The 20,351-nt window shown below is 59.6% G+C and carries 17 protein-coding genes and 2 pseudogenes; 14 read left to right on the plus strand and 5 right to left on the minus strand.

Annotated elements, in window-relative coordinates; all coding sequences use genetic code 11:
• Window positions 1–70: 70 nt before the first annotated feature.
• The 7 genes from LFL96_RS35675 (at window position 71) to LFL96_RS35705 (ending at window position 6,402) form a co-directional block, all read left to right on the plus strand.
• The gene (locus LFL96_RS35675) at window positions 71–1,177 is read left to right on the plus strand and encodes a flavin reductase (protein ID WP_281004342.1); all 1,107 of its coding nucleotides are present in this window, start codon (window positions 71–73) and stop codon (window positions 1,175–1,177) included.
• Window positions 1,171–1,323, plus strand: coding sequence for a hypothetical protein (locus LFL96_RS35680; protein WP_281004343.1), 153 nt, complete (start codon window positions 1,171–1,173; stop codon window positions 1,321–1,323). The genes LFL96_RS35675 and LFL96_RS35680 overlap by 7 nt, the downstream gene beginning before the upstream one ends.
• A gap of 205 nt (window positions 1,324–1,528) precedes the next feature.
• The gene (locus LFL96_RS35685; RefSeq protein WP_281004344.1) at window positions 1,529–2,626 is read left to right on the plus strand and encodes a porin; all 1,098 of its coding nucleotides are present in this window, start codon (window positions 1,529–1,531) and stop codon (window positions 2,624–2,626) included.
• A 58-nt stretch (window positions 2,627–2,684) separates the two neighbouring features.
• Window positions 2,685–3,083 carry a BON domain-containing protein gene (locus LFL96_RS35690; RefSeq protein ID WP_281004345.1) on the plus strand — a complete coding sequence of 133 codons (399 nt, stop codon included), beginning with the start codon at window positions 2,685–2,687 and terminating at the stop codon, window positions 3,081–3,083.
• Window positions 3,084–3,238: 155 nt separating this feature from the next.
• Window positions 3,239–4,657, plus strand: a complete 1,419-nt coding sequence (locus LFL96_RS35695; RefSeq protein ID WP_281004346.1) for an MFS transporter — start codon at window positions 3,239–3,241, stop codon at window positions 4,655–4,657.
• A gap of 15 nt (window positions 4,658–4,672) precedes the next feature.
• Window positions 4,673–5,671 carry an Ldh family oxidoreductase gene (locus LFL96_RS35700; RefSeq protein WP_281004347.1) on the plus strand — a complete coding sequence of 333 codons (999 nt, stop codon included), beginning with the start codon at window positions 4,673–4,675 and terminating at the stop codon, window positions 5,669–5,671.
• Between the two features lie 77 nt (window positions 5,672–5,748).
• Window positions 5,749–6,402 carry an NAD(P)-binding domain-containing protein gene (locus tag LFL96_RS35705; protein ID WP_281004348.1) on the plus strand — a complete coding sequence of 218 codons (654 nt, stop codon included), beginning with the start codon at window positions 5,749–5,751 and terminating at the stop codon, window positions 6,400–6,402.
• 374 nt (window positions 6,403–6,776) lie between these two features.
• Here LFL96_RS35705 and LFL96_RS35710 read toward each other — a convergent pair whose 3' ends face one another.
• The 4 genes from LFL96_RS35710 to LFL96_RS35725 all read right to left on the minus strand — a co-directional run bounded on the left by LFL96_RS35710 (window position 6,777) and on the right by LFL96_RS35725 (window position 12,628).
• Complete coding sequence (locus tag LFL96_RS35710) at window positions 6,777–8,351, minus strand: methyl-accepting chemotaxis protein (RefSeq protein ID WP_281004349.1); 1,575 nt, start codon at window positions 8,349–8,351, stop codon at window positions 6,777–6,779.
• Window positions 8,352–8,611: 260 nt separating this feature from the next.
• Complete coding sequence (locus tag LFL96_RS35715) at window positions 8,612–9,949, minus strand: MFS transporter (protein WP_281004350.1); 1,338 nt, start codon at window positions 9,947–9,949, stop codon at window positions 8,612–8,614.
• A 58-nt stretch (window positions 9,950–10,007) separates the two neighbouring features.
• The gene (locus LFL96_RS35720; RefSeq protein WP_348638461.1) at window positions 10,008–10,997 is read right to left on the minus strand and encodes an Ldh family oxidoreductase; all 990 of its coding nucleotides are present in this window, start codon (window positions 10,995–10,997) and stop codon (window positions 10,008–10,010) included.
• A 35-nt stretch (window positions 10,998–11,032) separates the two neighbouring features.
• Complete coding sequence (locus tag LFL96_RS35725; RefSeq protein ID WP_281003946.1) at window positions 11,033–12,628, minus strand: AMP-binding protein; 1,596 nt, start codon at window positions 12,626–12,628, stop codon at window positions 11,033–11,035.
• Window positions 12,629–13,015: 387 nt separating this feature from the next.
• Between LFL96_RS35725 and LFL96_RS35730 the strand changes: the two genes are divergently transcribed.
• From LFL96_RS35730 to LFL96_RS35740, 3 genes are read left to right on the plus strand one after another with little or no spacing between them, the layout of a single operon-like run.
• Complete coding sequence (locus LFL96_RS35730) at window positions 13,016–13,468, plus strand: Zn-ribbon domain-containing OB-fold protein (RefSeq protein ID WP_281003947.1); 453 nt, start codon at window positions 13,016–13,018, stop codon at window positions 13,466–13,468.
• Window positions 13,465–14,655 carry an acetyl-CoA acetyltransferase gene (locus LFL96_RS35735; protein WP_281003948.1) on the plus strand — a complete coding sequence of 397 codons (1,191 nt, stop codon included), beginning with the start codon at window positions 13,465–13,467 and terminating at the stop codon, window positions 14,653–14,655. The genes LFL96_RS35730 and LFL96_RS35735 overlap by 4 nt, the downstream gene beginning before the upstream one ends.
• 25 nt (window positions 14,656–14,680) lie before the next feature.
• Window positions 14,681–15,568 (plus strand): SMP-30/gluconolactonase/LRE family protein, encoded by an 888-nt coding sequence (locus LFL96_RS35740; protein WP_281003949.1) that lies wholly within the window; start codon window positions 14,681–14,683, stop codon window positions 15,566–15,568.
• Between the two features lie 26 nt (window positions 15,569–15,594).
• On the opposite strand, the gene LFL96_RS35745 is transcribed toward LFL96_RS35740, so the two are convergent.
• Complete coding sequence (locus LFL96_RS35745; RefSeq protein WP_281003950.1) at window positions 15,595–16,566, minus strand: LysR substrate-binding domain-containing protein; 972 nt, start codon at window positions 16,564–16,566, stop codon at window positions 15,595–15,597.
• Window positions 16,567–16,919: 353 nt separating this feature from the next.
• Between LFL96_RS35745 and LFL96_RS35750 the strand changes: the two genes are divergently transcribed.
• The 4 genes and pseudogenes from LFL96_RS35750 (at window position 16,920) to LFL96_RS35765 (ending at window position 20,295) form a co-directional block, all read left to right on the plus strand.
• Window positions 16,920–18,086 carry a porin gene (locus tag LFL96_RS35750; RefSeq protein ID WP_281003951.1) on the plus strand — a complete coding sequence of 389 codons (1,167 nt, stop codon included), beginning with the start codon at window positions 16,920–16,922 and terminating at the stop codon, window positions 18,084–18,086.
• Window positions 18,087–18,206: 120 nt separating this feature from the next.
• A pseudogene (locus tag LFL96_RS35755) lies at window positions 18,207–18,446 on the plus strand (aldehyde dehydrogenase family protein); the annotation flags it as partial.
• Window positions 18,447–18,616: 170 nt separating this feature from the next.
• Window positions 18,617–19,103, plus strand: a pseudogene (locus tag LFL96_RS35760) (NAD(P)/FAD-dependent oxidoreductase); the annotation flags it as partial.
• Window positions 19,104–19,452: 349 nt separating this feature from the next.
• Entirely contained in the window at window positions 19,453–20,295 is an 843-nt protein-coding gene (locus tag LFL96_RS35765; protein ID WP_281003952.1) for a MaoC family dehydratase N-terminal domain-containing protein, read from the plus strand.
• Window positions 20,296–20,351 lie beyond the last annotated feature (56 nt).

Genomic DNA, 20,351 nt, shown 5'->3' on the forward strand with positions numbered 1-20,351 from the left:
AAGGACTACTTATGTATTATTACCATGCAAACTTGTCTTATCAGCTTGCCATGGACGGCGGATTGGCAACATGACCACTTCGACTTCAACTTTTGAGCAACGTCAGCTTCGCGATGTGCTTGGCACGTTCGTAACGGGTGTAACCGTCGTGACGACTCTCGATGAGCACGGTGTTGCACACGGTGTTACCGCGAACTCGTTCAGTTCCGTCTCGCTCGATCCGCCACTCGTGCTGTGGAGCCAGGCATTGACGTCGAAGAGCTATCCGGCTTTCCGCGACAGTAACCATTTCGCGGTCAACATTCTTGCCCACGATCAGATCGCGATCTCGAACCACTTCGCTCGCTCGAGCGAAGACAAATTCAACGGCATCGTTCACGACAGCGGTATAGGTGGGGTCCCGGTGCTCGACGGCGCTGCGGGTCATCTCGAATGTGTCAAGGTTGCCGCGTATCCAAGCGGCGATCATGTCGTGTACATTGGACGGGTCGAGCGGATCGGTCATTCGGGCCGCCGGGGACTTGCGTTCGGTAGCGGCAAGTACATGCTGGCCTATTCTCACGACCTCGAAGCTTCCAGCTTCCAGCGGGGGGGGGCGCGTCCTGTTCCGCTCGACAGTCTTGGTGCAGTTCGAGAGCTGATGCCGGCAATCGCGGCGCGGCTCGGTGACCACACGTTGTGTCTTGCTGTCTGGGGCAATCACGGTCCGACGGCGATTCACTGGGAACCGTCGCGTCATCCTGTTAGCGACCAGTTGCTTACCGGACTCGTAATGCCCGTGACGCAGTCTGCGAGCGGGAAAGCATTTGCGGCCTTCCTTAGCGCTGATATCACCGGTCCATTTATCGACGAAGACTTGCGGCTTTTCCCGGTTTCGGGTGAAAGCCTCGCCGCGCGCCGCGTTCAGTTCGACGAGGAGCTTGCGGGCATTCGGCAAAAAGGCGTGGCGAGCACGATCGGTACCGATCCGTCGCCTCTGCATGGCGTGCCCGTAAATTCATTCAGCGTGCCGGTTCGCGATACAGACTCAGAAATGGTCATGGCACTGACGCTGACGTCCGTTGCAGAGCGACTGCGGGCGGACCCGGATGGCGAGGTGCCGCAGGGGCTCATCAGCGCGGCGAAGGAGATATCGGAGCGCCTAAAGGCGCACTCCATATCGGAGCAGTCATGTTGACGAACCAGACTCAGGCTGCGCTGGCTGCAGTCAAGGCGGCCTTACCTGTCGTGGTGGTTGCCGATCTCACGATCCATGATCAGATCGCCCATCTGAGACGGACCGACGTGTCGGCCAGCGACGATGGGAAGGTGATGGGAAGGTAGCGCTCGTGCGAAACAGAGGGGCAAAAAGCCGCGTTGCCATTCAGTAAAGATTCCATCGTGCGTAGCGTCGGGAGGCTCATCGCGGGAATTTCTCGCGGTCGTCAGAAGCGTTATCAGAGGTCGCACTAAAAAAGATTCTAATTAGCGCCGTCTGGGATAGCAGTAGATCGCGGTACTGAATAAAGTTTAAAAAACTGGAGACGACGTGAAGCGTATATATCTTGCTGGGGCATGTCTTGCGTTTGGAACGGGTTGCGTTTTCGCGCAGTCAAGCGTCACTCTTTACGGCGTGACCGACTTAAGCGTTCAATACTTGACACACGCAAACCGTACTGGCGATTCGCTGGTGCGAATGACGACCGGCGGTCTATCGCAAAGTCTACTCGGGCTACGTGGCTTCGAAGACCTTGGAGGCGGATACAAGGCAGTCTTCCGGATGGAGAGCCTGTTCGACGCTAACACGGGCCAGCAGGATTCTCCGAACAACTTCTGGACCGTCTCCTATCTGGGCGTCACGTCGCCGACATATGGCACCGTCACGTTGGGGCGCCAGGTCAGCGCGATCGCCGACATCGTCACGCGAACCTATGCGTCGAATTCGTGGGCACCGTACGTGTACGTGTTCAGGCCGGAAGTCACATTCTTTGCGGGGACCTGGTCCAGCAACATGGCGAAATACCAGCTCAGGGCAGGCAACATACTTGGTGAAGCAACGTACGCGTTTGGTAATTCCGTTGGCAGTACATCGTATGGTTCACAGCTCACTGCGGGAATCGCGTACCTCGGGGGAGCGTTTGGCGCAGGCGCCGCCTACTCGGACGCGCGGGATTCGACTAATGGCTCCCATTCCAAAGCATGGACCGCCGGCGCTTCATACACCTGGCAGAGCACTCAGGTGCATCTGGGTTACTTTGAAAACCGGCTTGATCCCAACTTCCATACTTTTCTTAACGGCTACTTCACCCCGCAGATTCTCGCCGCCCTGAAGTTCACTGATATGAGTTCGCGCACAATGTTCAGCGCCGGGATCACGCAGTACGTCGGTGCGTCAACTCATCTGGCCTTTAACTACTGGCGAACGCTGCAGACAGGTAAGACCAGGGCACTGAATGGCACTGCGTCGCAGTTCCAGCTAGTGGCAGACTACAATTTGTCCAAGCGTACGGACGTGTACGTCGAGACCAATTATGCTTTATATAGGGGAGATCTGATAGGCGCGCAACTTCAAGGGGTCAACGCGTTGAGCAGCGCGCAGAAAGGTACGCAACTTGGCTTAATGGCGGGCATCCGGCATCAGTTTTAATTGCACGCCGCGGCATGGCGACTTCGTGTGGGAAACCCCGGGCTGCAAAGAACTTTGGATGGAAATGATGGGAATCGATATGAGAACGGCCAACCTATTCAAGGCGTTGTGCGCTGCATTTTGCATGGCCATGCTATCGGCGAGCTACGCTCAACCGGGCGATGCAACAGAACCCGCAAGCGCAACCGCAAGCGCGGCTGCGCCGTCCCTGGTTGACCGAAAACTCGCCCGCAAGCAGGACCGGAAACTCAGCGTTGACGTACGTCGCGCGCTGGCGGTGTCAAAAGACATCGACGTGACAAATATTTTTGTGCGTGCTCGCGGCGGAGCGATCACGCTGACGGGCTCGGTGAGGGAGGCGGGACAGATTCAAAAAGCCGAGGACATCGCAAGCCACGTGAAGGGAGTTACATCTTTAACTAACAAGCTCACGCTACAACCGCAGTACGGGCATTAAATGAACAAGTCGGAGGGCAGCGATGTTCCTATAAACCTGGTTAAAGCGAAGTAAGTCGCTGCCCAGGTTCAAGGGAGTCTGGCCTTGAATGCATTACGAAAGACACTTGTGGGAGTCGTCAAGTGGAGACAAACTGCAGTACGGAGGAAGGGCGCATGATCGAGGCACGGATCAATCGGCTTCCGATGACGCGACACCTATGGTCTCTCGTATTTCTTCTGGGCCTGGGCGCCTTTTTTGAGGCCTACGATCTGTCTTTGACCTCTGTGATCACGCCTGGTCTGGTGCGGTCCGGTATCTTCCAGGCACGCGGTGGTCTGATTGGGTTGCCTGATCAGGCGGCCTTCGGCATGGCGACCTTTCTCGGCCTGTTTGCGGGTGCGCTGCTTTTTGGGCGCTACGTCGACAGGTTCGGGCGCAAGTCGGCATTCAACGGTGCGCTGTTACTTTATACCGGCGCGACGGTTGCAATGGCCTTGCAGCACAGCGCGGTGTGGATTGACGTATGGCGCTTCATGTCGGCGGTCGGCCTCGGCGTTGAACTGGTTGCTATTGACGTCTATATCGCGGAGATCGTACCGATCCGGTATCGCGGGCGGGCATTCGCCTTCGCGTTCTTCGTACAGTTCCTCGCCGTTCCGGTTGCAGGTGCGCTGGGCGTCGCGCTGGTCCCGCGTAGTCCCCTCGGCTTCGACGGCTGGCGATGGGTCGCCGTGCTCGGTAGCGTAGGTGCTGCTCTGGTGTGGATCGTGCGGACACGCTTGCCGGAGTCGCCCGCGTGGCTGGCGCAGCACGGTAGGTATGCGGATGCGGTCCAGATCGTTGCCGGGTTGGAGAAGCGATGCTTCGGTGAAGTTGCCGCGTCGCGCTTGCCGCCTCTGGAACTCGCACTGCGCAGCAGCGGCGAGGCAGCGCCGCCATCCAGAGTCGGCCTCGGCGCGGTACTGCGCGCGCCCTGGCTGCGTCTGGTGACGATGCTGACGGTGATCAACGTCTTCATGCTCGTAGGTTTTTACGGCTTTGGTAACTGGGTCCCGACTTTGCTTGCGGCGCAAGGGCATTCCGTTGTAACGAGCCTCACGTACGCCGCGTACATCAGTCTCATCTATCCTCTGAGTCCGCTTCTGTTTCTCTTCTTCGCGGACCGCTTCGAGCGCAAGTATCAGATCGCAGCAGCGGCGCTTGGCGCAGGTATCTGCGGACTGCTGTTCGGTCACCAAAGCAGTCCGGTCTTACTGATCGCATTCGGTGCCGGGACGACCGTCTTCAACGTGCTCAACGGCTATGCAACCTTCACCTACCAGGCGGAACTTTTTCCGCCGGCCATCCGAGCCCAGGCGATCGGCTTTGCCTACTCGTGGGGCCGGCTTGCAACCGCATTTTCTAGTCTTATCATCGGCTTTTTATTGCAGCGCGGGGGTTCGGGGGGCGTGTTCGTCTTTCTCGCGATGTGCCAGATCATCGTCGCCGCCGTGGTGTTGACGATGGGACCGCGCACACTCGATCTTCGGAGAAAGCGAAAGGACGGTCACCTGTCGCTGCAAAGGCAAGACTTCACTGACATCACATCCTGACATCTGGAGACAGCAATGATTCTTTCCGTTCCCGAAGCTCGCCGGCTGGCCGAAGCCAGCATGATTACGGCCGGACACACTCGGGCCGAAGCTGCCATCATCGCCGATCATCTGGTCGACTGCGAGTTGCGTGGTCTGTCGTTCGGCGGTTTGCCGCGCGCATTGTCCATTGCTGAGCGCATCCGCGAAGCCAGGACGCCTCGCCGGCCGATCAACGTCATACGCGATACCCCTGTATCGGCCACGCTTGATGGCGGCGATCAGGTCGGCTATCTCGTGGCGCGCCGCGCCACTGAGATTGCGATCAAGAAGGCGCGCACAAGCGGAGTCGCCGTCGTCGGGGCTTACGAGACGTGGTACACGGGCATGTTCTCGTATTATCTCGAGATTTTGGTCAAAGAGGGTTTCGTGGGCATGATCGCGGGCAGCGGCGGTCATATCGTAGCGCCGGAGGGGGGCACGGAGCGGCGCTTCGGAACCAATCCGATCGCGTTCGGTTTTCCGTCCGATGACGTGCCGGTTATCTGGGACATTGGAACTGCCAGTGTGATGCTTGGTGAAGTGCTGATGAAGATGCGGCTGGGAGAACCGCTATCCGAAGGCATCGCATACGACAACGCGGGCAACCCGACGCAGGATCCGATCGCCGCGTTGCAAGGAGCGTTCAAAGTGTGGGGCGGCCACAAGGGTTCTGGTCTGGCGATGGTAGTTCAACTGCTCGGCATGATGTGCGGTGCTTCCGCTGCACCCGACGGTCTGCGCGATTGCGGTTTTTTCCTGCTGGCGATCGATCCGTCGATACTCACTTCAGCAGACGAATTCCGGCAACGTGTCAGCGCATACGTCGATAGCATTCGCGCAACCCGGCCCGTCGACGAGAGTCGTCCCGTGAGGGTGCCATTCGAGCGCTCGGTGGCGGAGCGCGCCAGGCGATTTTCCGAGAACCGGATCGAAGTGGCCGACGCCGTGTACGACGCGTTGGTCAAGATGTCTGGCTATGTGCCGGCACACTGAACTAATCTTCTGTCCGACAGTGCGATATAGACTAGCGGGAACGGACAGTTTTTATGAAGCACTACTGGAGCTAAGGTATGAAGATCGGAATTATTGGCGCAGGGTTTATCGGGCGTGCAGTGGCGCGTCTCGCGGTTCAGCACGGTCACGAGGTGATGATCAGCAACTCGCGTCATCCGCGCACACTTGCAAGTACGATGGTAGCAGTTCGCTGCCAGGTCGGCACAGCGCAAATGGCCGCTGAATTCGGCGATGTCGTGCTGGTTGCTGTGCCGTTTTTTGCAGCCCGAGATCTCGCGCCCCAGCCGCTCGCGGGCAAGATCGTGATGGACGCCAACAACTATTACCCGCAGCGAGATGGTAATGAGGAAGCGCTCGATAATCACACGACGACGACCAGCGAAATACTCGCAAACCACCTGAGGGGCGCCAGAATCGTCAAGGCCTTTAATGCGATTCTCGAGCGTGACATCGAAAAAGATTCACGTCCCCACGGGGCTGCCGATCGTCGGGCTCTGCCGATCGCGGGCGACGACAAAGAGGCGAAGCGGGTAGTCAGCGAGTTGCTGGACGATCTAGGTTACGACGTTGTGGATGCCGGTGCGCTGGCCGAGGGCTGGCGCTTTGAGCGCGCTCGCCCGGCGTATTGCGTGCCTCTGGATGTCGCAGGGCTCAAGCAGGCGCTGGAGAACGCAGGATCGAGCGTTGCAGAGGGCTCTTGGCGCGAATAGAGGTTCAGCCGCGCGATCGCTCTGATGCGCACCGCGAGCCTTTTTATGTCAGCGCCGGCGGTTCCGGTGTTGTCTTCTCACGCTTCGCAAGGCTCTGCCTGCCGCTTGACGCGCCGTTGACGCCGACTCCTGAGCGGGTCGAAGCGGCTAGTTGGACTTAAACCGAAAGGTGGCTTAAACGAGGAGGCAGTGAGCGATCGGCTTGCTCACCTGCACTTTTATTCCATGTTATTCAGCTGCATTCGCATAGGAGTTTATGGACTGCACCGAATCCGTTGATGACATAGGACTTCCCGGCGCTTGTTTTTTCCTTTTTTCGCCCGTTCGGGCAACGCGCTGCCGAGAGCTCACTACGACCACAGTGCACGTTATTTTCAAGTGTTGAAGTGGACTTTGAAAATCGCGACTGCAGCTCGCAGACTCTGCGCTTGATTTGCCATGGCCTGAGCTGCCGCCGTTGCTTGCTCGACCAGCGCTGCGTTTTGCTGCGTCATTTCGTCCATTTGACTGACAGCTAGGTTGACCTGCTCGATTCCGGTGCTCTGCTCGGCCGAGGCCGACGCAATATCGCCTATGATGTCTGTCACACGCTTAACTGAGCGCACGATCTCGCCCATCGTCTGGCCGGCGTCTTGCACGAGCGTCGAACCTTCGGTGACCTGCTGTACCGACGTGGTGATCAGCTCCTTGATTTCCCTCGCGGCGGTGGCGCTGCGTTGAGCAAGCGTTCTTACTTCGGCTGCAACCACGGCGAACCCTCTACCTTGCTCGCCTGCGCGTGCTGCTTCAACGGCCGCGTTTAGTGCGAGGATGTTGGTCTGAAACGAAATACCCTCAATAACGTTGATGATTTCTGCAACTTTCGACGAACTCCTGGAGATGCCTTCCATCGTGTTTACGACGCGCACGACGACCGCGCCACCCGCTGCAGCCGTTTCCGATGCCGAGTCCGCGAGGGCGCTGCCGTGCCGTGCGTTTTCCGTGTTTTGACGCACCGTCGAGGTGAGCTCCTCCATGCTTGCCGCTGTTTCTTCGAGGGACGCGGCTTGCTCTTCTGTGCGCTGAGACAGATCGACGTTCCCTTGAGCGATCTCGTCCGCGGCCGCTGAAACCGATTCGGCCGAAGCCTTGATATCCGCGACAACAATGCTTAGTTTATTTCGCATCGCGTCGAGAAAGGCCATGAGGCTGCTGCTGTCTCCGGGGCGAAGCGTTATCCGGCTCGTCAGGTCACCGGCCGAGATTCTGCGCGCCAAGTCTTGAGCTAGTGCCGGTTCGCCTCCGAGTTGGGTGAGAATGCCGCGTGTGATCAAGCTCGCCGACCCAATGCCGAGGAGAAGGGCAAACGCAGCTACGGTAAGCATCGTCCACCGGACGGTTCTGTAAGTCATTTCCGCATCGCGGGCAGTCTGGTCGTTACGCTCGTTCTCGACAGCGACGAGCTCATTTAGTCGAGAACGCAAGGCGAATGCCTTTTCTGTTACCTCCTCGGTCAGAACCCTGGTTGCGCCGGCCCTGTCGTTCGAGACCCTAAGCTTAATGGCTTTGTCCCAAAAAGGGCGGGTCGCTGCTTCATCAGCTTGAAGTTGTGCGTAGAGCTCCCGCCGTTTGTTAGAGCCACCGCCTTCGGCAGAAAACAAATGACCGAGTTGCCGATATGTTTCGTCGATCGCAGCGTCTAGGGTCCTGACCCGATCTATCTGGGCGTTCACCGCTTTAGCGTCGTCCAGTAGAACGATGGTTCGCAAAAGAAAAGAACGGTCCACTACCTGTTCTCGTATTTCGTAGGACAACCGGGTCTCTGCATTTGCGACATGAGCAATGTTGTCGAGGCGGCCATAAATTGCAGAAAGGGCGTAATTACCAAGCACCGCGATCAGGAAAAGCAAAAAGAGCAGACCACCAAAGCCAACTCTGAGTCGCGTAGAGATCTTGAGATTCTTCACCATTGGAAACCAATCCGTGGTCCGTGTAGCTTTCTTATCGTCCGCATCACTAATGCTTAACGTCTCTTTTCGGCTCATTTCAATTCTGGATAAATATGTTTTGTCAAGGGCGGGCACGAGTACGACGCAGGACTCGTGATCCGCCTTGAATCATGAGCTGTGGCATGGCTTGTTGAGCAGGACGTCGCAATACGCGGACGCGCGACGACATAATGACGAATCAACTCTTTCGGCCGGGGGAGCCGCGGCTCCCCTTCAGTGCTTCACACCTGCGATACTTTGGCGCTAGCTGTCAGTTCACGAGTGCGTTGCTGGCGCGGAACACAGAGGAGCACACACGTCGCGGCGACAAACATCAGCGCCGAGATTGCAAAGAGTCCGTTGGCGAGGCTGCCGGTTGCCGACTTAACCAGACCAAGAAGGAAAGGACTTAACATGCCCGAGAGATTGGACAGACTCGAAATGACTGCGATGCCAGCAACGCTCGATCGTGTGGAAAGCAGACCGGTCGTCATTGCCCAGAAAACCGGAAGCGACGAGACGATTGCGGCGCGCGCGACAGCGAACAATGAGATCGAAAGTCCAAGACTGTGCGCGGTGAGAGAGGTGGCACTAAGTGCGACTGCGGCGATCACGGCGGCAGTGATAAAGTGCCAGCGGCGCTCGAAGTGCTTGTCCGAATGACGGCTGTAGAGAATGGTCGACATCGCCGCTACCGCCTCGGGAATCATCGCATACAGACCAACATGCTGAAGGTTCCGTACGCCCAGTTCCCGGATCACGGTTGGCAGCCAGAAGCTCAGCGCATACGAGCCGCAAAGCATGCAGAACAGGACGAAACTCAACAGGTAGACCTTCGGATCCGCGAAGGGAGAGCGGGCGCTGGTCGCGGAGGGAGATGTCGCCGCGGCCGCGGCCAGGTCTTCAATCACGAGTGCCTTTTGCGCATCGGTGAGCCAGGCAGCTTTGCCGGGACTATCCACGAGATACAGATAAGAGACGATGCCTAGCAGACTGGCCGGCAGTCCCTCGATCATAAACATCCACTGCCACCCCTGCATGCCATGCACGCCATTCATGTTCTGCAGGATCCAGCCTGAGGTCGGTCCGCCAACGAGCCCGGCCGCCGCAGTGGCGAGCATGAATAACGCAACCACGCGCGCACGGCGTGCCGGCGGATACCAATAAGTCAGATAGAGCACGATGCCTGGAAAAAGCCCGGCCTCGAACACACCAAGGAAGAAACGCACGACGTAGAACTGCGTCGGTGTGGAAACGAACATTGTCCCCGCCGATAGCAGGCCCCAACCAACCATGATGCGCAGGAGCGTTTTGCGCGCCCCGATTCTGTGCAGAAGGAGATTGCTCGGAACCTCGAAGATGAAGTAACCGGCGAAAAAAATGCTGGCGCCGAGGCCGTAGATGGCGTCCGAGAAATCGAGCGCATGCTTCATCTGCAACTGTGCATAGCCGATATTGACGCGGTCCATGTAGTTCAGCATGTAGCAGATGAACAACAGCGGCACGATGCGCAGCGTGATTTTCCGGTAAGCACTGTCGCTCGCGGATCGCGAGGAAATGCCTGAAGCGGGAGTTGACATCGTGTCTCCTTGAGTATTTGTTTTACTGCCCGAACGATGCTACGCAGACCGCATATACTTAGACTCCTGCAGCGACCGCCTTCAGCGCCTCATAAATCTGGTCCGCGACTTCGATCGCGTCGCCCGCCCGGCGCTTTTCCCGCTCGACAGCCGACCGCTCGAACGGCACACGAACCGGTTTCGCCGGATCGAGTGGGCGGGTATCGCGCAGGCTGTTGGCGAATGCGCTTACGCGCCGCGCGTAGTCCTCGCGGTCCGTGAGCAGGTCAGGATCAACGACGAGCATGAAGAAGCCGCAGTCGCGCAGTTTGGGCGGCGCCGCCGATGCACCGCTCATCATCCCGAGCAACTGCACGACGAGCGCGAGTCCCGATCCTTTGTGGCCTCCCCAGACCGCGAATGCGCCAGCTAGGGCCGCAGTGGGATCGCGCGTGGGTTCGCCGTCTGGCGCGAAAGCCAAGCCTTCCGGCAGGAGCTCGCCCATGCGCTCGGCGAGTACGACTTCACCGAGCATGATTGCGGCTGTGCCGATGTCCCAGATGACAGGTGTGCCGGCGCTGGGGAAGCCAAACGCGATCGGGTTCGTCGAAAAACGCCCCTCGGTACCGCCGTGCGGCGCGACTCTGCGCCCGCCGCTGCCGGCCACAAAACCCATAAAGCCAGCGGCCGTAATCTTCTCAAGATAGTACGAGAACATCCCGGTGTACCACGTCTGGTTGGCAGTGACGACCGCGATGCCGGTCGTGCGAGCCTTCTCGAGGGCGATTTCGGTGGCCCGATGGGCAACGAGGTATCCGACCTGGTCGCCGCCGTCAAGCGCGGCCGACACGGGCGACTCCTTGATGATCTCAATGGGCTTGCGAGGCGTGGGCGCCGCATGAATGCGTTCGATGACGGACAGCGCGCGCGGTAATCCGCCAAACGACAGGCCGCGCAGCTCGCAGTCAATCAGATGATCACTGATGATGTCAGCCTCGGTCGGGGTGTGGCCAGAGGCGGTCATGCACGCCCGAATCAGCTCGCGTGCGTCGTGGATGCTCAGAAGCATGATTGTCTCCGATAACGGTTGTTGGGGGGGGGCGCCTATCCGGCGCTAATGACCGATGGCGCGGACGCGGTCTTATGCGCGCTGTCCCAGGCTCCTGGCGCCGGGACCGTTTGCTGCAGCGTGTGGCGCTCGATCTTCGCCGAGCCGGTCTTGGGCAATGATTCGCGAAACTCGATGTAACGCGGCACCATGAATTTCGGCAGGCGGCTCATAAGCCATTCATGCAGCTGGGTCGCCGTGAGCGACCCGGTATCGCTCGGCACGCCCACGAGGTACACCTCGTCCTCGTTGTCACCTGCGGGAACGCCCAACACCGCACATTCGACCAGATCAGGATGCTGGATAGCGATGGCCTCGACTTCGTACGCGGAAATGTTTTCACCGCGCCGGCGAATGCGTTCCTTCTTTCGGCCGGAAAAGTACAGATAACCTTGCTCGTCGGCGCGCATCATGTCACCTGTGTGGAACCACAGATTGCGCCATGCACCGACTGTTGCGTCGGGCTTGTTCAGGTAGCCTTCCATCACGATACCGGGCTGTTTAGGACGCAGCACGAGTTCGCCGACTGCTCCTGCAGTAACAGGGCGGTCGTTCTCGTCAACGATCGCGGCTTGCCAGTCGTCGCCCGCCCGGCCCGAAGCGCCGAATTTTCGTTCAGGATAGGGAGTGAATACGGTCATGCCTGTTTCGGTCATCGCGTGAGCCTCGACAAGACGCACATTGAAACGTTCCTCGAACTCGAGATCGTGATGTGCGTTGAACATGACACGTACATTGTGCGCGCGGTCGTCGGTTGAAGGGGGTTTGTGCTTGAGAATCGGTGGGATGGTGAAAATGGTCGTGCTGATCGTCGCTTGCGCGCGGCGCACGTCCTGCCAGAAAGTAGTCGCACTGAAGCGCGGCGCGATATGGACGTGGGCGCCGAGCAGCAGCGCCGGCATAGTCGCCATCGTCCGCGACATACCGTGAAAGAGCGGCAGTGGCGTGAACACCGTATCGTCAGCTGTCATGCCCACCGCACTGATGAAGCTCAGCGCGGTCTGGAACGTCAGCGACTGAGGCAGAAGAACTCCCTTCGACGGACCCGTCGTGCCGGAGGTGTAGCAGATGAACGCAGTGTCGGCGGGTGTCGAGGGAACGCACACCGGATCGCCCGCATCAATGATCAAATCGGTCCACTCAAGCGTTTGCATGCCGCTCACGCTGTCATGGGCGCCGCAGATCACCATCGTCTCAAGCGCACCCCGCTGGGACGGCGCAAGGTTCGCGAAGGCGGTCGCATGGTTTGCGCTGGTAATAACAATGCGCGATGTTACATCGCACGTGACGTAGGCGAGCATGTCGCCCGCATAGGCTGTATTGATCGGCACACACACGGCGTTAAGCAGGCTGAGCGCAAACCATGAAAAAACAAATTCAGCCGAGTTGTCGAGCATCACCATCACTGGCTCGTGTGGCTTTACGCCGATCAAGCGCAATCCGCGTGCGACCGCCTGGCTGATCGCGTGAGTTTCGCTGAACGAATACGTTCTTCCGTCGACGCTCAGAAAAGGCTTGTCGCGGTGACGCGCGGCGGACTGTGCGAGCAGCTTGCCGAGGACGCGTTCTTCGTAGGGGATCTCGAGGATCATAGTTCCTGACTCGGTTTCATGGCCCGAGGCCATGTGGTGGCGACGGCGCTCATGCGTGGGTAATCGCTAGTTTCGTTAGAACTGTAAGAGCCGTTCAACGTGCCGGCTAGGAGCGCACTCTTATCGCCGCCATGCACGCGCGGCATGGCGGAGGAGTGCAGGCGCTGGCAGCAGGAAAACTTCGGGTAAGTCCCGATTCCATGGGAATTTCAGGCGATGCGATGCGCCTTGCGCAACGTGGTATTCCCGTTAACCGCAGCAGCAGGTATGTCATGGTGACATTTCCGCCATGACAGGTCCCTGCTACTGCGGGTTGGTCGTTCTGCCTATAGTGACCGCAAGACGTCCACTGGCGCCGCATGCGCCTGCTCATCGAGGAGACACCCCATGCCCTATTTACCCGACGCGATGCCAGCACCACAACCATCGCGCGACGACGCGCCGTTCTGGAACGCCTGCAATGAAGGCCGGCTGGTCATTCGCCATTGCACGGATTGCGAGCGTTTTTCCCATCCGCCGATGCCGAGCTGCCCGCATTGCGCTTCCACGCGTATGGGCTGGAAGGAAGTCAGCGGCAACGGGACCGTGTACACCTACACGATCAGCCATCACGCGACGCACCCGGCCCTAAAGGGTCAAGCTCCTTACAACGTCGCGGTGGTACTGCTTGACGATGCGGGTGACGCGCGGCTCGTGAGCAACGTCGTCGACGTAGCGCCCGAGGAGATGAAGATCGGATTGCCGGTCAGCGTGTATTGGGAAGCTGTCGGAGGCGGTTTCCAGTTGCCGCGCTTCAGGAAGCGCATCGAATCAGATCAAAGCAAGGGAGAAGAACAATGAGCTTTCCGACCGCAGACGCGCCCAAGCGCCTTCAGCCGTGCATCGTCGGTGTGGGCGAAACCGCCTACGCCAAACGCGGCGGCCACAATGACCAGTCCGAGTTCGAGCTTTGTCTGCAAGCGATCCGAAATGCAGCCGCTGATGCCGGCATCGCCGCGAGCAGCATCGACGGCTATGCGTCGTTCGGGTTCGAACGGCACGAGCCGGTCATGGTGCAGGCCGCGCTAGCCGCGCCGCTCCTGCGCTTTTCGTCGCTCGTGTGGGGCGGCGGCGGCGGTGGCTGTTCGGCCTCCGTGATGCTGGCAGCCACGGCGGTGGCGACTGGGCAATGCCAGTATGCGGTCGCGTATCGTTCAATTTGCCAGGGGCAGTATGAACGCTATGGCGAATACCGCGCGCGGCCAATGTGGGGCTCCTACGTCGCGCCGTTCGGTCTGATGTCACCGGCCATGATGATGGCGCTCGTTTATCGACGCTATCTGGAAGAGTCGGGCATGAACGCCGACCATCTCGCGGAACTCGCCGTCACGATTCGCAGCAACGCGCAGAAAAATCCGCGAGCGGTGATGCATGACCGGCCAATGACACACGACGACTACGTCGCCGCGCGGATGGTCGCCGACCCGTTCCGTTTGTACGACTGTTGCCTAGAAACCGACGGCGCGTGCGCCGTGCTCATTACGTCGGCCGAGCTGGCAGAGAAGCTGCAGCGGCCTGCCGTACCGATTCTCGCAGCAGCACAGGCGAGCGGCCCGCGCTGGACGCTCGGGCCGATGGGTTCGCACAATATGCCGCTCGACACTTACGCCACCATCAATTCCAGGGATGTCGCCGCAGCGCTGTACCAGCAAAGCGGCTTGACACCGGCAGATATCGATGTCGCCCAGTTCTACGACGCGTTCACCGGTTTGATTCCGATGGCACTGGAGGACTATGGCTTCTGCGAGCGCGGCAACACCGGTGCGTTCATCGAGGCGGGGGGAATTCGTGCGGGCGGGCGGCTACCGATCAATACATCGGGCGGTCTGTTATCGGAAGCGTACCTTCACGGTCTGAATCTCGTGATCGAAGGCGTGCGGCAGATGCGCGGCGAATCGACGGCGCAGGTCGATGGTGCCCGCCACTGCCTCATCACGAGCGGCGGCGGAGGAGGCCACAAGAGCGGACTGATTCTCGGCCGTCGATAACCCCCCACACTCCCACGAAATGGCAATGACTGACATGACGAATGGAATTCACGCGGAGCTTGCGTTTCGCTGCGACACGAAGCTTGGGGAGGGCCCCTTATGGAGTCCCCACGATGGCGTGCTCTACTGGATCGACCTGATCGGTAAGCGCCTGTACCGGGGTAATGTGCAAACCGGCGACGTCGCCTCAAAGTCGCTGCCCTATCGGTGCGCGCGCGTGACGCTTTGTATCGATGGCCGTTTGCTCTTTTCGTTCACGCGTGGGCTGGCGCTTGGAAGCTACGAGAGCGACGACTACACACCGTTCGCGGCGAGTGACCTGATCTCGCCACAGGAGAGGTATAACGACGCTGCCTGCGATTCGCGCGGTCGCTTCTGGACTGGCACCTATGACGTGGATCTTGAATCGCCGATCGGCGGGATCTATCGTTTCGACGGAGATCGCGCGTCGCGTGAAGCGGGCGGCGTCCGTTTGGCCAATGGACTGCGGTGGAGTCCCGATGAGCGCTTGATGTACTTTGCGGATTCACGTCCGGGGCAACTATGGGTGTACGACTTCGACTTGAACGATGGGCATGTCGGCGAGCGCAGACTGCTCGTCGACTACACGGACACAGGCGTCAAGCCCGATGGTCTCGCCACCGACACCGACGGCTGCGTGTGGATTGCCGAGGTACACCGTTCACGCGTGGCGCGTTACACGCCGGAGGGTGCGCTCGATTGCATTGTCCATGTACCCACCCGCCGGCCGACGTCAGTTTCGTTCGGCGGCGCCGACCGTAAGACACTCTACATCACGACGCGAAACGACGGCATGTCCGAAGCCGATTTCGCCACCGAGCCGTACGCGGGATGTGTGTTCGCGGCACCCTCTCCAGTCCCGGGCCTGAGCGAGCACCCGTTCCGGATCTAACCGGGACCGAAGGACACTGCCCATGGCTATTCTCGAATAGCCATGGGCGTGCCCTGCCACATGCCGCCCTGGACGAGCCGTCGGATCTCGCGCTGAATCAGTTCGCCGACAAAGCGGACTGTCTTCAGACGACGGTGCTCGCGCGTGGTGGCAAGTGTCAGGCAGATCGACATGCCCGGCTGGTCGATCGCGCGGGCCGCCAGTTGTCCGGCAGACACTTCGGGGGCGATCGTGCCGTAGGTCAGCAGCGTATAGCCAAGCCCTTGCGCAGCGAGCGACTTCAGAAGAGCAGTGCTGTTGGTTTCGTAGATTGGATCGAGCGATGCGCCCATCTCGGCGAACGCCTCGTCGACGAGCAGTCGTAGCGCCTGGCCACGTGTAGGAAGGATCAATGGCGCGCCGACGAGATCGGCCATGGTGGGGCGTTCGATATCGAGCAGTTTGGAGTTGGGTTTGCCGGCGAGATAGAGCCGTTCCATCAACAAGGGCACCGCGACCACACGGGAATCCGTCGGCGGATCGAACACGACGGCGATTGACAGTTCGTCGTTCAACAACTGTGCGCACAGCGCGCGACTGACGTCCTGAACGAGGCTCACGTGCAGCTTCGGCCAGTGCGATGCGATCGTGGAGACCACGTGCGCCGCGAGATACGAGCTTGCTGTGTGCGTCATGCCGATCGCAATCGACCCCGAGACATCTTCCGCCGAATGCATCACCTCTTCGCGCAATTGCGCGAGTTGCGCCAGGATGCCGCCTGCCTTTGCGGAAAGGAGCTTGCCAGAACGGGTGAGCTGACAGCCCCGATTGGTGCGTACGAACAGTTCCACGCCGAGTTCCTCTTCGAGCCGCTTCATCTTGCGAGTGACGACCGGTTGTGCGAGGTCAAGCTGCACCGCCGCGCGCGAAAAGTTCTCCAGTTCGGCAACCTTGCAGAAGATCTTCAGCAGATCACAGTCCATGGACTGTTCGCCAATCGGTGCGGTGCTGGTGGTCATGTCGCAAATGTATTTCGGAATAAGCTGCCATCATAACGATTCATCGTCAGGACGTACATCACGACCGGTCCCGCCAGCGCGTTCTGATGCGCATCGACGCTAGTGAATACCCTGAATCAGGTCTTTTTAAACTTGGCACGACACCATGTTAAGGAGGCGTGACCGTCTTCCCGCTCTTCTGACTCGTGCCTGGCGCAATGCATTTGATATGCATGATTGTTATGGCCGGCATGTCATCTTGCTCCTACTGCCGACGAGGCCCACTCCTTATAGTCCTCCTTACCGCGGGCGGGTTTGCACTGCGGGACAACGGGTCAACCCGATAAAAGAACACGGTTCAGGAGACAGCGACAATGAAAAAAGCGGTTTGGGTCCTGGCGGCCCTCGGCGCGGTATCGGGCATCGCCAATGCGCAGAGCAGTGTCACGCTCTACGGCATCATCGACGAAGGATTGATCTTCAACAGCAACGCCAGTGGCTCGCGGCAGTACTATCTCGCCTCGGGCGTGCTGAGCGGCAGCCGCTTCGGCTTTCGAGGCGCGGAGGATCTGGGCGGCGGCCTGCGCGCCATCTTCACGCTTGAGAACGGCTTCGACGTGAACAGCGGCAAGCTGGGCCAAGGCGGCCTGATGTTCGGCCGGCAGGCCTATGTCGGTCTTTCGAGCGACCGCCTCGGCACGGTCACCCTCGGCCGCCAGTTCGACTCGACAGTCGACTATGTCGGTCCGTTCGGCTTTGCTGGGACCAATGGCGGCTATATCACGGCGAGTCCGGGCGACATGGACAATTTCGCGATCGGCAATCGCGTGAATAACGTCGTCAAGTATGCGAGCCCGAGCATTGGGGGGCTGACGTTCGGCGGCATGTATTCGCTGGGCGGCGTGGCCGGCGACTTCTCGCGTAACCAGGTCTGGGGCGCCGGCGCGGGCTATGCGTATGGCCCGTTCAAGCTCGGCGCATCGTACATGAACATCCGCAACCCGAACGTGTCGTTCTACGGTACCAGTGTGTCGGGGGCGACCGCCGAGACAAACAACATGTCGTCCGTCGCAACGCGCGGCTTCGCTTCCGCGCAGACGCAACAGGTTGCGGCGGCCGGTACGTCTTACACGATCGGCCAGTTTACGTTGTCGGGCACGTATTCGAACGTTCAGTTCAAGGACTTGAGCGGCGCCGTCGGCGTACTCAATCCGGGCGGCGTTCGCGGGACCGTGACGTTCAACAACTACGCGGCCGCGCTCAAATATCAGTGGACCCCGGCGTTTTTCACCGCGGCACAATTCGAGCGCACGACCGGCAGTTCAATCAACGGCAAGAGTGGAGCGGCCTACAACCAGCTCGACTTTTCGGCGGACTACTTCCTGTCGGCGCGCACCGACATCTATTTCACAGCGGCCTATCAGCGCGCATCGGGAACACAGTCTACCGGCGCGTCGGCAGTCGCGGCGATTAATGTGATCACGCCATCGTCGACCAACCATCAGGCCGCCGTCCGCATCGCGATCCGTCACAAGTTCTGAGAACGTCATAACAGGGCCGCGGCCATGAATCATCGAGAACCAGAGCTCGGGAGCCAGTAGGGTGGCCGTGGCGCAAGTCCCAAACTCTATCTTTCAGAAATCAGCGAAGGGCGAACATCGATGAAAGACTTGTTGCACGATCACCCGCTCCTGCGTCACGACGCATTCATCGACGGCGAATGGCAGGGCGCCGACGGTGCAACCTTCGAAGTCGTCGATCCGTCGAACGGCGCGTCGCTCGGCACCGTGCCGCACATGGGCGCGACGGAGACGCACCGCGCGATCGATGCCGTCAACGCCGCATGGCCGGCGTGGCGCAAGATGACGGCGAAGCAACGCGCCGCGATCATGCGCCGCTTCGGGTGCACCTCCGTGGATCTGAGCTTCGGAAGCCATGCCCCTGCTCGAACGTCGCAGCATATCCGGTTATCCGCCACCTTCCAGGGGACGCGGTCGATGGCAACAGGAAATCTAATTCGCGTGACAAAACAGCTTAATTCTTGTTATGAGCAGTAGGTCCCGGCGAGTCGATGAAATACGACGTCGTGATCATCGGTGCCGGCCCCGCTGGGCTGTCGGCGGCCATCCCGCTCAAGCAGCTCACACAGGAGACAGGCGTTGAATTCGACGTGTGCGTGCTTGAGAAAAGCTCCGACGTCGGTGCGCATATTCTCTCGGGCGCCGTGATGGACCCGCGTGCGTTGAACGAACTGCTGCCCGACTGCAAGCAAAATGGCGCGCCGCTGGACGTCGAAGTGACCGAAGACCGTTTCCTCTTTTTGACGCAGGACAGCGCGAGACAGGTCCCCAACTGGCTTTTGCCCGACAAGTTCAAAAAATCACGGCAATTGTGTCGTGAGCCTCGCCAACGTCACCCGTTGGATCGGGACAACGGCCGAAACGCTGGGCGTCGGAATTTTTCCGGGTTTTCCCTCGCCCGAAGTGCTTTATAACGACAACGGCTCGGTGCGCGGGGTCGTCGCGGGCAACGCGGGCGTCGGCCCTGACGGCCCACCTCAGTCTCGCTACCGGCGAAAGCATGCATACCTCAACTACCTGATCCGACGCGGTGAGGCGTTTACGACTCTTACAGACGACCGCGTCGCGTGGTGCCCGGCCGCGTGAGGCCAGCCGCCTTCGGTTGAGGAAGAACCACGTTATCGGCCAGATACGGTATTCGTCACTTCGCTTGATGAAACGGTGCGAAAACGCCGTGAGGCAATGCCGTTTCAGCATGGCAACGATACCTGAGAGCCGCTACCGAACTAACTCGAGAAGCGGCAATAATGGGTCGTAGATCCTGACCGGCAGTCGGCAAGGCCGGTCCGACAATTATAGGAAGACACACCCGCATAGGACTCACCTTATGTCCGACTCAAATGTTCCACTGGCTGATTGGGTCTCAACGCAGGAAGTGACTAGGGAGGTGGTGACGGCTTTTCCGCTGTCCGCCCTCGCCGCAACGCTCGATCGTACGGAGGCACGCGACTGCGTGCCGCCTTTGTGGCATTGGCTCTACTTTCTGCCGGTCGCCCCACAGGCGGAAGTCGACTCTGACGGCCATCCCAAACGCGGTGGCTTCTTGCCACCTGTGCGGCTTCCGCGGCGCATGTGGGCCGGCGGACGGCTCACGTTCCATACTGCCCTGCAAGTCGGCGAGCAAATGACTCGCACGTCTACGATCTTGCGCGTGGAGGACAAGATCGGGCGATCTGGGCGGCTTGTGTTCGTTACCGTTCGACACGCCATCGAAGCAGAAGGCAAGCTGAAAATTGAGGAAGAACAGGACATCGTCTATCGAGATGCGCCCGGCACCGACGCTGTTGCACCACCGCCTGAGCGCGCCCCGGTTGATGAAGTCTGGCGACGCGTAGTGGATACCGGACCGGTCATGCTGTTTCGCTATTCGGCACTGACCTTCAACGGACATCGAATTCACTATGATCGGCCGTACGCGACGGGGGTCGAAGGATATCCCGATCTGGTGGTGCACGGCCCTCTTGTCGCGACACTGTTGATCGACTTGGTCGCTCGCGAATCGCCCGAAGCGACGATACGCCGTTTCACGTTTAAGGCCGTGCGTCCTGCTTTCGCGAATCGGCCATTGACGCTTTGCGGAAGGCTTTCCAACGACGGTAACACAGTTGAGTTGTGGGCGATGGACCACGAAGGCTACTTGACAATGCGCGCGAGCGCTGAGCTCGCCTGAGCGTCCATACGAGCGATGTTGAGGTGAAGTTTTTCTTATCTTTGCGCGCCACCCAT

It is taken from the genome of Paraburkholderia sp. D15, from assembly GCF_029910215.1.
Taxonomy (GTDB): Bacteria; Pseudomonadota; Gammaproteobacteria; order Burkholderiales; family Burkholderiaceae; genus Paraburkholderia.

Excerpts from the sequence above, each read along its gene's own strand:
- LFL96_RS35675 (WP_281004342.1), top strand. The coding sequence starts at position 71 with ATGACCACTTCGACTTCAACTTTTGAGCAACGTCAGCTTCGCGATGTG.
- LFL96_RS35680 (WP_281004343.1), top strand. The coding sequence starts at position 1,171 with ATGTTGACGAACCAGACTCAGGCTGCGCTGGCTGCAGTCAAGGCGGCC.
- LFL96_RS35690 (WP_281004345.1), top strand. The coding sequence starts at position 2,685 with ATGGAAATGATGGGAATCGATATGAGAACGGCCAACCTATTCAAGGCG.
- LFL96_RS35695 (WP_281004346.1), top strand. The coding sequence starts at position 3,239 with ATGATCGAGGCACGGATCAATCGGCTTCCGATGACGCGACACCTATGG.
- LFL96_RS35700 (WP_281004347.1), top strand. The coding sequence starts at position 4,673 with ATGATTCTTTCCGTTCCCGAAGCTCGCCGGCTGGCCGAAGCCAGCATG.
- LFL96_RS35705 (WP_281004348.1), top strand. The coding sequence starts at position 5,749 with ATGAAGATCGGAATTATTGGCGCAGGGTTTATCGGGCGTGCAGTGGCG.
- LFL96_RS35710 (WP_281004349.1), bottom strand. The coding sequence starts at position 8,351 with ATGGTGAAGAATCTCAAGATCTCTACGCGACTCAGAGTTGGCTTTGGT.
- LFL96_RS35715 (WP_281004350.1), bottom strand. The coding sequence starts at position 9,949 with ATGTCAACTCCCGCTTCAGGCATTTCCTCGCGATCCGCGAGCGACAGT.
- LFL96_RS35720 (WP_348638461.1), bottom strand. The coding sequence starts at position 10,997 with ATGCTTCTGAGCATCCACGACGCACGCGAGCTGATTCGGGCGTGCATG.
- LFL96_RS35725 (WP_281003946.1), bottom strand. The coding sequence starts at position 12,628 with ATGATCCTCGAGATCCCCTACGAAGAACGCGTCCTCGGCAAGCTGCTC.
- LFL96_RS35730 (WP_281003947.1), top strand. The coding sequence starts at position 13,016 with ATGCCCTATTTACCCGACGCGATGCCAGCACCACAACCATCGCGCGAC.
- LFL96_RS35735 (WP_281003948.1), top strand. The coding sequence starts at position 13,465 with ATGAGCTTTCCGACCGCAGACGCGCCCAAGCGCCTTCAGCCGTGCATC.
- LFL96_RS35740 (WP_281003949.1), top strand. The coding sequence starts at position 14,681 with ATGACTGACATGACGAATGGAATTCACGCGGAGCTTGCGTTTCGCTGC.
- LFL96_RS35745 (WP_281003950.1), bottom strand. The coding sequence starts at position 16,566 with ATGACCACCAGCACCGCACCGATTGGCGAACAGTCCATGGACTGTGAT.
- LFL96_RS35750 (WP_281003951.1), top strand. The coding sequence starts at position 16,920 with ATGAAAAAAGCGGTTTGGGTCCTGGCGGCCCTCGGCGCGGTATCGGGC.
- LFL96_RS35765 (WP_281003952.1), top strand. The coding sequence starts at position 19,453 with ATGTCCGACTCAAATGTTCCACTGGCTGATTGGGTCTCAACGCAGGAA.